General features: G+C 69.0%; 15 protein-coding genes. 8 read left to right on the top strand and 7 right to left on the bottom strand.

Features of this window, described 5'->3' with window-relative positions; translation table 11 throughout:
• Positions 1 to 16: 16 nt before the first annotated feature.
• The gene (locus tag PUT80_RS26535) at positions 17 to 1,333 is read left to right on the top strand and encodes a hypothetical protein (protein WP_037808193.1); all 1,317 of its coding nucleotides are present in this window, start codon (positions 17 to 19) and stop codon (positions 1,331 to 1,333) included.
• A gap of 82 nt (positions 1,334 to 1,415) precedes the next feature.
• Here PUT80_RS26535 and PUT80_RS26540 read toward each other — a convergent pair whose 3' ends face one another.
• The 3 genes from PUT80_RS26540 to PUT80_RS26550 are packed head-to-tail and all read right to left on the bottom strand — an operon-like array spanning position 1,416 to position 4,054.
• Positions 1,416 to 2,300, bottom strand: coding sequence for a metal ABC transporter permease (locus PUT80_RS26540; RefSeq protein WP_275293870.1), 885 nt, complete (start codon positions 2,298 to 2,300; stop codon positions 1,416 to 1,418).
• A gap of 3 nt (positions 2,301 to 2,303) precedes the next feature.
• Complete coding sequence (locus PUT80_RS26545; protein WP_275293871.1) at positions 2,304 to 3,140, bottom strand: metal ABC transporter ATP-binding protein; 837 nt, start codon at positions 3,138 to 3,140, stop codon at positions 2,304 to 2,306.
• Positions 3,140 to 4,054: a zinc ABC transporter substrate-binding protein gene (locus PUT80_RS26550; RefSeq protein WP_238603978.1), complete on the bottom strand. Its 915-nt coding sequence runs from the start codon at positions 4,052 to 4,054 to the stop codon at positions 3,140 to 3,142. The genes PUT80_RS26545 and PUT80_RS26550 overlap by 1 nt, the downstream gene beginning before the upstream one ends.
• A 178-nt stretch (positions 4,055 to 4,232) precedes the next feature.
• On the opposite strand from PUT80_RS26550, the gene PUT80_RS26555 reads away from it, so the two are divergent.
• From PUT80_RS26555 to PUT80_RS26570, 4 genes are all read left to right on the top strand, one after another.
• A complete protein-coding gene (locus PUT80_RS26555; RefSeq protein WP_037809317.1) occupies positions 4,233 to 5,333 on the top strand; it encodes a LacI family DNA-binding transcriptional regulator in 1,101 nt (366 codons plus the stop codon).
• 106 nt (positions 5,334 to 5,439) lie between these two features.
• Positions 5,440 to 5,931, top strand: coding sequence for a carbonic anhydrase (locus PUT80_RS26560; protein WP_037808204.1), 492 nt, complete (start codon positions 5,440 to 5,442; stop codon positions 5,929 to 5,931).
• A 23-nt stretch (positions 5,932 to 5,954) separates the two neighbouring features.
• The gene (locus PUT80_RS26565) at positions 5,955 to 6,830 is read left to right on the top strand and encodes an A/G-specific adenine glycosylase (protein WP_037808207.1); all 876 of its coding nucleotides are present in this window, start codon (positions 5,955 to 5,957) and stop codon (positions 6,828 to 6,830) included.
• Positions 6,831 to 6,920: 90 nt separating this feature from the next.
• Complete coding sequence (locus PUT80_RS26570) at positions 6,921 to 7,874, top strand: peptidoglycan recognition family protein (RefSeq protein ID WP_037808209.1); 954 nt, start codon at positions 6,921 to 6,923, stop codon at positions 7,872 to 7,874.
• A gap of 46 nt (positions 7,875 to 7,920) precedes the next feature.
• On the opposite strand, the gene PUT80_RS26575 is transcribed toward PUT80_RS26570, so the two are convergent.
• On the bottom strand, positions 7,921 to 8,673 hold the full coding sequence (locus PUT80_RS26575) for an alpha/beta hydrolase (RefSeq protein ID WP_199817286.1): 753 nt from the start codon (positions 8,671 to 8,673) through the stop codon (positions 7,921 to 7,923).
• A gap of 57 nt (positions 8,674 to 8,730) precedes the next feature.
• On the opposite strand from PUT80_RS26575, the gene PUT80_RS26580 reads away from it, so the two are divergent.
• On the top strand, positions 8,731 to 10,152 hold the full coding sequence (locus tag PUT80_RS26580; RefSeq protein WP_037808210.1) for a M1 family metallopeptidase: 1,422 nt from the start codon (positions 8,731 to 8,733) through the stop codon (positions 10,150 to 10,152).
• A gap of 19 nt (positions 10,153 to 10,171) precedes the next feature.
• Here the strand turns inward: PUT80_RS26580 and PUT80_RS26585 are convergent, their stop codons facing one another.
• On the bottom strand, positions 10,172 to 10,303 hold the full coding sequence (locus PUT80_RS26585) for a hypothetical protein (RefSeq protein ID WP_275293872.1): 132 nt from the start codon (positions 10,301 to 10,303) through the stop codon (positions 10,172 to 10,174).
• A gap of 85 nt (positions 10,304 to 10,388) precedes the next feature.
• Between PUT80_RS26585 and PUT80_RS26590 the strand changes: the two genes are divergently transcribed.
• Together PUT80_RS26590 and PUT80_RS26595 are read left to right on the top strand one after the other, a co-directional pair.
• On the top strand, positions 10,389 to 10,697 hold the full coding sequence (locus PUT80_RS26590) for an antibiotic biosynthesis monooxygenase (RefSeq protein WP_037808215.1): 309 nt from the start codon (positions 10,389 to 10,391) through the stop codon (positions 10,695 to 10,697).
• Complete coding sequence (locus tag PUT80_RS26595; protein WP_275293873.1) at positions 10,690 to 11,493, top strand: Sir2 family NAD-dependent protein deacetylase; 804 nt, start codon at positions 10,690 to 10,692, stop codon at positions 11,491 to 11,493. The genes PUT80_RS26590 and PUT80_RS26595 overlap by 8 nt, the downstream gene beginning before the upstream one ends.
• On the opposite strand, the gene PUT80_RS26600 is transcribed toward PUT80_RS26595, so the two are convergent.
• Both PUT80_RS26600 and PUT80_RS26605 read right to left on the bottom strand, forming a co-directional pair.
• Positions 11,480 to 11,914, bottom strand: a complete 435-nt coding sequence (locus PUT80_RS26600; protein WP_275293874.1) for an acetyltransferase — start codon at positions 11,912 to 11,914, stop codon at positions 11,480 to 11,482. The genes PUT80_RS26595 and PUT80_RS26600 overlap by 14 nt on opposite strands.
• On the bottom strand, positions 11,911 to 12,864 hold the full coding sequence (locus PUT80_RS26605) for an endonuclease/exonuclease/phosphatase family protein (protein WP_275293875.1): 954 nt from the start codon (positions 12,862 to 12,864) through the stop codon (positions 11,911 to 11,913). Before PUT80_RS26605 ends, PUT80_RS26600 begins: the two co-directional genes overlap by 4 nt.
• Between the last annotated feature and the right edge of the window lie 79 nt (positions 12,865 to 12,943).

Raw genomic sequence — 12,943 nt, forward strand, 5'->3', positions numbered from 1 at the left:
GGCTAACCTCAGTGACGTGTCCGAGCCACCGCAGCTGCCCGCAGTCCACGAGGCCTACCTGCCCCGCGAGCACGCGCTGCATCGCCCGCGGCACGGCAAACGGCAGCTGACCGCGCTGGTCAGCGCCCTGTTGTTCTTCGTGACGCCGACCCTGCTGTGGGTCGTCGGGGTCCGGCCGAGCGAGATCGAAAACCACAAGCTCGCCGGGTTCCCCAGCCTTGGCGAAGGCTTCAAGTTCTTCACCAACCTCCCCAAATGGGCGACCGACCAGCTGTCGTTCCGGGCCGGCGCGATCAACGCGGCGAACGGGATCAGCGAGGGCGTCTTCGGCGAAGCAGCCCCGCTCGACCAGGGTTCCGCGTCGAACTCCGGCCCGATCCCGGCCCCGCCGCTGCAGCAGCCGGGCGCGCCGAACACCGGCCCGTCGACGCCGAGCGGACCGGGTTCCAGCCAGGCCGGATACCGCAAGGTCGTGCAGGGCACCGACGGCTGGCTGTACTACGGCTACGACTCCGAAGCGAAGTGCACGCCGACCCAGGACATCGACACCACGATGAAGCGGATCGACGAACTGCGCGCGGCGGTCGAAGCGTCCGGGCGGAAGTTCGTGTTCGTGGTGACGCCGGACAAGACGACGATGGTGCCGCAGTTCCTGCCCGCGAGTTACCCGGGCAAGGAATGTTCGCAGGCCGCCTCGCCGAACGACTGGTATAAGATCACCACCGAAGGCCACTCGCTCGACCTGCGCCCGCAACTCGCCGCCGAAGCGGCCAGGGTCGGCCACCCGATCTACGCCCCCAACGACACGCACTGGCGCGACGAAGGCGGCCTCGTCCTCACGCGCGCACTCGCCGACACGATCAAGCCGGGCGCGACGAACAGCTGGCTGAGCGCCCCGGACGGCCAGTACGACGCGGTCGCGGACCTGCCGCTGCTGCTCGGCCAAACCGGCGTCAAGACGAACACCCGCTACAACCTGCGCCCGGACGGCGTCACCGACCGCGCGGGGGAATTCATCGGCAGCATCGACCAGCCGGTGCACCGCTCGGCCCCGCCGATCGTCGGCACGATCGACCAGCCGACCCTGGTTTACGGGGACTCGTTCAGCCTCGCGTCGTCGCGGTACCTGGAGGCGGCGTTCACGAACCTCACGTATTTGGCGTATTCGACGGACAAGACGCCGCAGTCGCAGGCGGTTGACCAGTTCGTGAACTCGCACGTGGTGGTGCTGCAGGCGGTGGAGCGGAATGTGGCTGGCGGGTTGGTGCCGTTCACGGATGAGGGCTTTATCGCAGCGGTGAAGACGGCGTTGGCGCAGCATCCGATCCGGTAGCGGATTCGGTGATGGCGGCACACCAAGGAGCTCGTCGGAGACGTGGGGCGTAAGCGTTTCTTCAAGTCGGGTACGGCTACGGCTAACCGACCGGGACCGGGGCCGCTTCCACTGGACTAGTCCGCACTCCGCGTCGCCGGTCGCGGACCCACGCGATCACTCGGCACACCAGATAAATCAAGAACGAAATCGAAGTCACGAACGCACTCACCGGCAGCCCCGGGGCGAGCGACAAGACGATTCCGCCCAGTGCGGCGACCTCCGCGAATACCACCGACAGCACCGTGGCGCGCAAGGGGCTGGCCGTCACCCGGGCGGCGGCCGCGGCGGGGGTCACCATCAGGGCGACCACCAGGAGCGACCCGACCACCTGCACGCTCAGCGCCGTCGCGACACCGACCAGCAGGGAAAACAGCACCGTCAGCGTCTTGACCGGGACCCCGCGCGCCTCGGCCACCGAGCGGTCGACGCTGGCGAACAGGAGCGGGCGGTAGATCATCGCCAGCACCGCCAGCACCGCCGCGGCGGAGATCACCAAGGCGGTCAAGTTCGTGCTGTCCACGGTGATGATCTGGCCGGTGAGAATGCCGAACTTGTTCGCTGACCGTCCTTTGTAGAACGACAGCAGCAGGACGCCCATGCCCAGACCGAAGGACAGGATCACGCCGATCACCGAATCGCGGTCGGCGTCGCGGATTCCCAGGATTCCCAGCAACAGCGCGGCGGCGACGGCGCCGGCCAGTGCGCCGTATTCCACTCCGACGCCCAGCAACAGGGCACCGGCCGCGCCGGTGAAGGCCAGTTCGGACGTTCCGTGCACCGCGAAGGACATGCGGCGCATCACGATCAGCGGGCCGAGCATCCCGGCGAGTAAGCCGAGCACCGCGGCCGCGATCAGGGCGATGCGGACGCTGTCCAGTTCCGAGATCAGCTCCCACGTCTTGGCGAAGTCGAACATGCCGTCCAAGGCTCAGCCCACTGCTTCCTGCTCGTGGTGATGCGGTTCGTCCTCGCACAGCGCGCTCTGCGCACCGGCGATGTGAATCTGCCCGCCGACGCGCAGCACCTCGATCTTCGTTCCGTACAGATCCGACAGCGTCTCCGAGGTCATCACCTCGTCCGGCTTGCCGATCCGGAACTGGCCGTTCACCAGGTACAGCACGCGGTCGACGAACTGCAGGACCGGGTTGATCTCGTGGGTCACGAACAGCACCGCGGACCCGGCCTCGCGCCGGCGCGCGTCGATCAGTTCGCTGACCGCGCGCTGGTGTGCCAGGTCGAGCGACAGCAGCGGTTCGTCGCACAACAGCACCGTCGGGTCGCCGACCAATGCCTGCGCCACTCGCAGTCGTTGCTGCTCGCCGCCGGACAAGCGGCCGACTGGCTGTTTCGCGTAGCGCGTGCCGCCGACGGATTCGATTACCGACGCCACGCGGCGTTTCCGTGCCCGCATTCCGGCCAGGCCTGGACCCCAGCGGTGGCCATCGAGTCCCAGCCCGACCAGGTCGACGCCGCGCAGCGTGAGCGAATCGTCGATCGCGCGCTGCTGCGGGATGTAGCCGACCTTGCGGTTCACCCCTCCCGGACGCCCGCCCGCGATTTCCACCGTGCCCGCCGACAGCGACTGCATCCCCAGCAGCGCCTTGAGGAAGCTGCTCTTGCCGGAACCGTTCGGACCGAGGACGGCCAGGAATTCGCCCGGCTCGACATCGAGGTCCAAACCGGACCAGAGGGTGCGGTCGCCGAAGGCGAGCCCGGCCCCGCGCACGCGGACCGCGGGGCCGGCTTCCGGAAGCTGGACGGACATCAGCTGTTCAGAGCCCCCGACAGCGAGTCCACATCCTTGGTCATCCAGTCAATGTAGCCCGTGACGTTCGCCGGGAGCGTCTCGGATACGTCGACCACCGCGACCCCGGACGCCTTCGCGTCGGCGACCGCTTGCTTGGTCAGCGGGGTGACCGTCTGCACGTTGTTGACCAGCGCCTTCACCTGCTTCTCCTTGATCAGCTTGGTGAACTCGGAGACCGCCGCGGCGGGCACGTCGGTCTCGTTCTCGATCGCGTCGGAGAAGGCCTTCGGAGTGGCGTCGGCGATGTTCGCGGTCTTCAGCAAGTAGTGCGCGACGGGTTCGGTGACGACAACCTTCGTGTTCGGGTGCGCGGTGCCCAGCGCGGACGCCTTCTTGATCAGGCCGTCGAGCTGGCCCTTGAAGGTCTTGGCGTTCTCGTCGAACTTCTGCTTCGACGCGGGCTGGATCTCGCCGAGCGCGGCCGCGACCTGGTCGGCGACCTTCGCGACGCCCGGCAGGTCGTACCAGACGTGCTCGTTCTCCTCGCCCGGCTTGGCGATGTCGTAGGCGACCAGTTTCTTCGCCGAGGCCGCCTCGCCGGACAGCTTGGTGAAGAACTCGTCGTACCCGCCGCCGTTCGCCAGCGTCAGCTGCGCCTTCTTGGCGGCGAGCGCGTCGTCGGCGGTCGATTCGTACGAGTGCGGGTCAGCGGATGGATCGTGAATGATCGACGTGACCTGCACTTTGTCGCCTCCGACGGCGGACGCGACGCTGCCCCAGACATCGGTGGAGGCGACGACCTTCACCTGGTCGCCCGTGCCCCCTCCCGCCCCGGAACCGGACGAGGACGACGTGCTGGAGCACGCGCCGAGCGCGAACACAGCCAGAGCCGACGCGGCGGCGAGGACGCTCGTGGTGCGGCGGGAAGTCATCGGGCACTCCTGGGTCGAACTGCTAATGGAAACCGTTGTCAGATTCACTTTACCCCATCCGAACGGCGAGCCTCACTCCACCGGGTGGCCGCACGCGCTCTTGATCACCGAGCGGATCGAGACGCTCACCACAGGGGTGTCGCTTCTGGAAAACGATCTGAACCGTTACGGTTTGCGGATGGGCCGTCCTATTCGCACCCGGAGGCAGGCGACATTGGCGTCGCTCGCGGCGGAACTCGGGGTGTCCAGGACCACCGTGTCCAACGCCTACAACCGCCCGGATCAGCTCTCCCCCGAACTGCGCCGCAGGGTGCTCGAGACCGCGCGACGGCTCGGCTACCCCGGCCCGGACCCGGTCGCGCGCTCGCTGCGCACCCGCAAGGCGGGCGCGGTCGGGCTGCTGCTGACCGAGAACCTCTCCTACGCCTTCCGCGACCCGGCCGCCGTCGGCGTGCTCGAAGGACTCGCGCTGGCCTGCGAGGACGCGGGCGTCGGCCTGCATCTCGTGCCGGCCAGCCCCGGTCGCGAGGATCTCGCCGCGGTGCACCGCGCGGGCGTGGACGGGTTCGTCGTGTACTCCGTGCCGGACGACGACCCGCATCTCGCGGCCGTCCTGGAACGGCCCGTGCCGACGGTGATCATCGACCAGCCCCGGATCGAGGGCGTGGACCGCGTCGGCCCGGACGACGCGGCCGCCGTCACCCAGCTCGCCGACCATCTCGTGGCGCTGGGCCACCGGCAGATCGGCGTTCTCTGCATGCGGCTCGGCCGCGAGCGCAACGACGACTTCGTGACTTCCGAACGCCAGAGCGGCGCGCACTTCCACGTGCAACGCACCCGGCTGGAGGCGCTGGCGACGGCGTTTTCCTCGGCGGGCGTCGACTGGGCGACCGTCCCGGTGGTCGAGCGCTTCGACCACACGGTGGACGACGGCGCCTCTGCCGCACGTCAGCTCCTGGACGCGTATCCGCAGGTCACCGCACTGGTGTGCACGTCGGACATCCTCGCACTCGGCGCGCTGGCCGAGGCCGCGCGACGCGGGCTGCGAGTGCCGCTCGACCTCACGGTGACCGGCTTCGACGGCATCGCCGAGGCGGAACGCTCCGGCCTCACGACGGTGCATCAACCGGTGCTGGAGAAGGGCAAGGTGGCCGGACGGCTGCTGCTCAGCTCCGCCGAGCGGGTCGGGCCGAAGGTGATCACGCTGCCGACCGAACTGCGGGTCGGGAGGACGTCAGCGCCGCCGCGGACGGTCGAGGAGCCCTGGTTCGGCGGCTGAGCGGTTCACCCCAGCCTTTGCCGTGATTTCCGGCCCACCGCATTGTGTACGCGGGTCCGGGCCGGTTCCATAGTGGGAACCGCCCGCGCAGGCCGAAAGGTGCCCCATGACCTCCATCGACGTGCTGCTCAAGCGTAATCAGGAAATCGGGAACATCGTTCCCGGCGACCGGTCCTCCCCCAAGCCGTCGCTGCAGGTGTCGATCCTGACCTGCATGGACGCCCGGATCCGGGTGTTCGAGATCTTCGGCCTGCTGCAGGGTGAGGCGCACGTGCTGCGCAACGCGGGCGGGGTGGTCACCGACGACATGATCCGGTCGCTCGCGCTCAGCCAGCGCAAGCTCGGCACCCGCGAGGTGCTGATCGTCCAGCACACCGACTGCGGCCTCTCCACGGTCACCGAGGACGAGTTCAAGGACGAGCTGGAGACCGCGACCGGGCTGCGGCCGACCTGGGCGGTCGAGGCGTTCCGCAAGGTCGAGGACAGCGTGCGCACCTCGATGGAACGCGCCCGGCGCAGCGACTTCCTCCTGCACAACGACAACGTGCGCGGATTCGTCTACGACGTGAAGGCCGGGAGCCTGACCGAGGTCAAGTAAGGGCCGTCGTATTCAATGGCGGGGTGGCAGTAGACACCGATGTTCTGATCGAGTGGTTCGCCGACGTCGGCCGGGACCTGCCCTGGCGGGAGCCGGACTGCTCGGCGTGGGGCGTGCTGGTCAGCGAAATCATGCTGCAGCAGACGCCGGTCTCGCGCGTCCAGCCGATCTGGCTGGAGTGGATGGCTCGCTGGCCGGTGCCCTCGGCGCTGGCCGCGGAGACCACCGGCGAGGTCGTGCGCGCGTGGGGCAAGCTCGGCTACCCGCGTCGCGCGCTTCGGCTGCACGCCGCCGCCACCGTCATCGCTCAGGAGCACGGCGACGTCGTGCCGTCCGATGTGGACACGCTGCTCGCGTTGCCCGGCATCGGCGCGTACACGGCGCGCGCGGTCGCGGCGTTCGCGTACGGCAAGCGCGCGCCGGTGGTCGACACGAACGTCCGACGCGTGGTCGCGCGTGCCGTGCATGGCGCGGGCGACGCGGGCCCGGCGTCGAATACTCGCGACATGGCGGACGTCGAAGCGTTGCTGCCCGCCGAGGACGCGCCTGCAGCGAAGCTGTCCGCGGCGTTGATGGAGCTGGGCGCGCTGATCTGCACCGCCCGGTCGCCGAAGTGCGCGGACTGCCCGATTTACGCCGAATGCAAGTGGCAGCACAACGGCCGTCCCGAATACGCCGGTCCCGCCAAGCCGGTGCAGAAGTTCGCCGGCACCGACCGGCAGGTGCGCGGGCTGCTGCTGGACGTTCTGCGCGGTGCCGAGGGGCCGGTCGAGAAGGCTCGGCTGGACCTCGTGTGGCACGAATCGGGCCAGCGCGACCGGTGCCTGGATTCGCTGCTCGTGGACGGTCTGCTGGAGCAAACCCGCGACGGGCTGTTCGCGCTTCCCGGGGAACACTGACGCACTACGACGAAAGTCGGCAAAAAGTTGTCACCCCCGGGGCGCCGGGTTAGCTTTCCCCCGTCGCACTTCCGGGCTGAGGAGTTCCGCATGGGGGAAGCATCGCGTCGTGCCGTCTTGAAGGGCGGCCTCACCGTCACTGCCGTGGGTGCGTTGGGCTTCGCCACGGCGAAATCCGCGGCGGCGGTCACCGCTCCGGTCATCCATTCGACAGCCGAGTGGAACGCCCGGCCGCCGTCGGGCGCGATCGTGGTGGAGAACCACAAGCCGACGTACATCGTGGTGCACCACACCGTCGATCCAGGCAACAACACCGACTACTCGCTGGCGCACGCGCTGCAGATCTCGCGGGACATCCAGAACTTCCACATGGACACCCGCGGCTGGATCGACACCGGCCAGCAGTTCACGAACAGCCGCGGCGGCTTCGTCACCGAGGGGCGGCACCGCAGCCTCGAAATCCTGCGCGGCGGGACGCAGCACGTGCAGGGCGCGAACGTCGCGAACCACAACAGCGAATGCCTCGGCATCGAGAACGAGGGCCTCTACAGCACGGTCGACGTGCCGGTCGCGCTGTGGGATTCGCTCGTGCAGCTGATCGCCTACATCGCGCACCAATACGGCATCACGCCCGAGTTCATCAAGGGCCACCGCGATTTCAACTCGACCGAGTGCTGCGGCCAGGTGCTCTACGACCGGCTCCCGGAGCTGCGCAAAGCGGTCGGCCAGCAGCTCGGCCTGTCTGTCGCGCGCCTTGACGCACCGGAGTGGCCGCTGCTCAAACCGGGTGACACCGGGCCGCGGGTGATGACCGCGCAACGGTTCCTGCGCGCCGCCGGGTTCGCCGTGCCCACCGACGGCGTGTTCGGCAAGGCGACCGCGGCCGCCGTGTCCGCGCTGGCGGCTGAGCACGGGCTTTCCCGCGACAGCTGCACCGCGGCTCGCGCCAGCGACGAGTCCGCCTACCTGGGCTCGGACGTCTGGCCGCTGATCGTGCCGGCAGACCGCTCGACCGCCGCGTGGCGCACCGAGCTGGCCCGCTGACCGGGGACGCCTCACGTGTGCCAGCGAGGGCGGCACGCGTGGGGCGTCACAGGCCGGACAGGAACGCCTCCACCGCGCCGCGATAGGTCTCCGGAGCCTCGGCGTGCGGCAAATGCGCCGAACCGGGCACGACCAGGTGCTTCGCGCCCGGTACTCGTGCCGCCACCTCGGCTTGCTGGCCAAGCGGCATCGCGGTGTGCTCGCCCTCGACCAGCAGCAGCGGGCAGCGGATACCGTCCACAATGGACCAATAGTCCCGGCGGCCCCATTCCGCGGCGATCTCGTACAGGTTCTCCAGGTCGGCGATCAGGTGATAGCCGTCGTCGCGTTCCTCGACGCATTCGGTGAAGTAGTCGCCCGCGGCTCCGAAGAACTCGCGCACGTGGGCCAGCGATTCGAACGGCACCGGCCAGCTCTCGAAGTAGCCCCGCCAGGTCTCGACGGTGCGTCCGCGCTGGTCCGGCGCGAAATCCTCGCTGACCACCGCACGCACCAGCTCCGGGTGCTTCGCCGCGGCGGCCCACGCGTGCAGCCCGCCCATCGAATGCCCGATCAGCACGGACGGACCAACGTCGGCCAGCACGTCCGCGACGTCCTCGGCGAACTGCTCGGTGGTCCACGGACCGGTGTGCGGCGCGCGACCGTGCCCGCGGGCGTCGAGGGCGCGCACGCGGCCGTACCGCTTGAGCCATTGCGCGACCGGCCACCACGTGCGAGCGCGGCCCATCAGCCCGTGCAACAGCAAGATCGACACGCCAGGGCGTTCGTCGCCGCCGAAGTCGATCAGGCCTGGTCGCATTAATCCTCCCGGGTTTTCCCGGCTACCTCATCACAAATCTGCCCCTAGGGTGAAGGAATGCGCAGCCGTCAGCCCGCCGTCCTCGCCCTTATCGGCGTGCTTGCGCTGTCCGCGTGCAGCCCGGCCGAACCCGCCGCTCCGCCGCCGCCGATGCATCCCGCACCCGGCGCGAGCAGCGCAGGCGACCCGTATTTCCCCGACGACGGCAACGGCGGGTACGACGCTCTGGACTACCACGTCGACGTCAGCTACGACCCGCCGAGCGGCCGCCTCGACGGCGACACCACGGTCGCCGCGAAAGCCACCCAAGACCTCAGCCGCTTCGACTTCGACCTGCGCGGACTGGACGTCGCCTCGGTGGAGATCGACGGGAAACCGGCGAAGTACAGCCGGGAGAAGAACAAACTGGTCGTGACTCCGGCCGAACCGCTGCGGTCGGGCTCGACGTTCCGGACGCGCGTGCGCTATTCGGGTGTTCCGGCGAAAACCCCGCACGACGGCGGATCGGAGAACGGCTGGGCCCGCTCCGAGGACGGCGGCGCGTACCTGGTCGGCGAGCCGCATTCGGCGTCATTCTGGTATCCGGTCAACGAAACCCCGCGCGACAAGGCGACCTTCACGCTGACCGCGCACGTGCCCACCGGCTGGACGGTGCTGTCCAACGGCCGGGAAAAGGGCACCAGCGCCAAGGACGGCAAAACCACCACGACGTGGGCCGATCCGAATCCGGTGGCCAGCTACCTGACCACGATCGCGATCGACAAATTCACCGTCCAGCGGTCCACGCTCCCGGACGGCACGCCGATCGTCTCCGGCTACGCCCCTGGCGCCGAGGCCCGCGAGGCCACCGGCGACCGGCTGCCGGAGGTGATCTCGTTCCTGGAGAGCAAGTTCGGCAAGTACCCGCAGAGCGCGGCCGGCGGGATCTACCTCGACGAGGACATCCATTTCTCCCTGGAAACGCAAACCCGTCCCACTTATGCGAAATGGGCGGAAATCCTGACCCTGGTGCACGAGAACGCGCATCAGTGGTTCGGCGATTCGGTGTCGCTCAACTCGTGGGCGGACATCTGCCTGAACGAGTGCTTCGCGTCGTACGCGCAGTGGATGTGGGGCGAGCGCGAGGGCCAGAACCTGGACGACCGCTACCGCGCGGCCGTCGAGATCACCAAGGGCAGCACGGATTTCTGGGGCCAGAAGCTCGTCGACATGGGGCCGGAGCACCTGTTCGAAGGCGCGTACGACAAGGGCATCCTCGCGGTGCACGCGCTGCGCCGGGAACTGGGCGAGCCGGGATTCGAGAAGGTGCTGCACGAGTGGGTGGGCGAGCACCGCAACAGCAACGCTACGTGGGCGGACTTCGAGAAGCTCGTGTCGAAGGTCGCCGGCCGGGACTTGAGCGGGTTCCTCAACGACTGGTTCCACGGGTCGAAACTGCCGTCGGACGCCGATCTCTATCCGGGCGGGTTGCGGCCCTGACTGCCGAGCAACGACCTTGTCAAGCTGCTGCGGGAGTCGCGACCGTGCCGACCAGCCCGAGCTGGACGACGTCCGCCGCCTCGTCCGGGCCGACCGCGACCGTCGCGTAGTTCACCGCGCCCAGCTCGTGCTGTTTGGCCGTGACCAGCATGCCGACCAGGGCCGAACCAGCCGGTGGCTACTTGACCCCGACGCGGGATCGCTCGCCGACGAAGTCGGTGCCATAAACTCGAGCCATGGCAGTGGTCAAGATCAACGCAATCGAGGTCCCCGAAGGCGCCGGCCCGGAGTTGGAGAAGCGGTTCGCCGCTCGGCTGCACTCCGTCGACAACCAGGAGGGCTTCCTCGGCTTCGAGCTGCTTCGCCCGGTCGCGGGCGAGACGCGCTACTTCGTCTACACGAAGTGGGAAACCGAGGAGCACTACCAGGCCTGGGCGGGCGGTCCGGCGCGCGAGGCGCACGCGGGCGAGCGCAAGAACCCGGTGTCGACCGGTGCGAACCTGCTGGAGTTCGAGGTCGTGCAGGCATCGAAGCCGGGTGAGTGACGAACTCGCCCGCGCCGCCGAGCTGATCTCGGGTGCCGGCGCGCTGCTCGTGTGCGCCGGCGCCGGGATGGGCGTCGACTCCGGTCTGCCCGATTTTCGCGGCGGGGAAGGGTTTTGGCGGGCTTATCCGCCGTACGCCGGGCTCGGGCTGCGGTTCGAGGAGCTGGCCGACCCGCAGCATTTCGCCTCGGACCCGGAGCTGGCCTGGGGTTTCTACGGGCACCGGCTCGACCTGTACCGGAAGACGGTGCCGCACCGCGGGTTCGGCCTGCTGCTCGAACGCGGGCTCGCGAAGCCTGGCGGCGTCCGGGTCTTCACGTCCAATGTGGACGGACAGTTCCAGGCGGCGGGCTTCCCGCACGTCGCCGAGGCGCACGGGTCGATCCACCATCTGCAGTGCTTGGCCGGGTGTTCGCGGGAGATCTGGTCGGCCGCGGACGTCGCGGTCGATCTGGACGAGGCGACCATGCGCGCCCGGCCGCCGTTGCCGTCGTGTCCGCGTTGCGGCAGCCTCGCCCGGCCCAACATCCTGATGTTCGGGGATTTCGACTGGGTTCCGGACCGCAGTCAGGCACAGCTGGACGAACTGGCGGCGTGGCGGCGCGCGCACCGTGACGCGGTGGTGGTCGAAATCGGTGCCGGGCAAGCGGTTCCGACCGTGCGCCGGTATTCCGAACTCGCCAGCGCGGCCACGGGTGCGCTGATCCGGATCAATCCGCGCGAACCGCAGATCCGCCACGGGCGTGGGATTTCGATCCCCGCCGGAGCGCTGGAGACGCTGGTCAAGCTCGTTTGAGCTCCAGCAACGGGAACGGGCGGCCGTCCGGATCGGTCTCCTGCCTGCCGACTACCTCGAACCCGTGGTGCAGATAGAAACCGACCGCCTGCGGGTTCTGCTCGTTCACGTCCAGCGTGAGGCCAGGGAAACGGTCCAACGCCGCCCGCAGCAACGCCGACCCGACCCCGCGACCGCGGAAATCGTCGTGCACGAACAGCATTTCCAGCTTTCCCTCGGCGATCCCGGAGAAACCGGCCGCGAGTCCGTCGACCTCCGCCACGGTCAGCTCCACTTCCGGGAAGTAGACCGGGACGCGCGTGGCGTAGTACTCGACGTCCGACGGCACCAGGAAATGGTGCGTCGCCTCGACGGCACTGCGCCAGATCTCCAGCAGCCGCGGGTACTCGGCTTCCCCGCTGCTCGGCCGCAAGGTCGTCATGGCAGTTGCACCTCCGCGTAAACCGCCCGGTGATCGCTTCCGGGCACATCGAACACTTGGTAATCCCGGATCGCGACCCGGCGGTCCACCAGCACGTGATCCAGCGGCACGAGCGGAACCGCCGACGTCGACCAGGTCGGGATCAGGCCGTCGCCGCGCGCCTCCGCCGCGTCGACGTACCCGCGCGACAGCACCGTCCGCAACGCGGCGTGGTCGAGGGTCGCGTTGAAATCGCCTGCCACGACACGCAGGCCGTGCTCGCCGATGGCGCGCGACAGGTCCCGCATCTGCTGCTCCCACTGGTAATACCCGGAATCCGGCGAACGCGGATGCGCCGCCACGATCTCCAACGTCGTTCCGCCGCCGAGATCCGCCGCCGCGCCAGGCTGATTCTGAACCGAATCACCAGTGTAATCCTGCTCGGCAAGCGGATATCGCGACACGATGCCCGAACCGTCCACACCGGACGCCGGATGAAGCACGCGGTACGGCAGCGTCTGGAAGAGCCCGGCCTTCTCCAGCCCGGACATCGCGGCGGGTGTCATCTCCACCAGGTTCAGCACGTCGACCCGCTGCTCCCGGACCAGCCGCACGAGGGCCGCGGGATCGGCCTGGCCGAGGTAGAGGTTGGCCGCCAGCACGCGCACCGTCTTCCCCTGCGCCGCGGGCTGGTCGTCGGACATCACCCGCGGCGCGACGAACACCGCCAGCAGCGCGGACAACGCCAGCGCGACGCCGCCGACCCACCAGCGCCGCAGCACCAGCGCGAGCGCGGCGAGCAGCACGCCGTAAATGACGACGTACGGGGTCAGCGCCAGCAGCGCGGTCAGGTACCAGCTGCTGCCGTCCCAGCCGATCGTGCGCAGCAAGGCCACTGTGAACAGCGGCAGTCCGACCAGCACGAGCAGGCCCGTGACCAGCCGGGTTCGCGTCCGCGCCTCCATCACCATGATCCAGAGTATGCCGGGCAGGCGCTGACAGGTCCGTGTCAGCGCCGTGTGCGCGGCTTGCCAGCGCCTCCGTCCACTG

The sequence above is a fragment of the Amycolatopsis sp. La24 genome (assembly GCF_029087445.1).
In the GTDB taxonomy this organism is placed as follows: domain Bacteria; phylum Actinomycetota; class Actinomycetes; order Mycobacteriales; family Pseudonocardiaceae; genus Amycolatopsis; species Amycolatopsis nivea.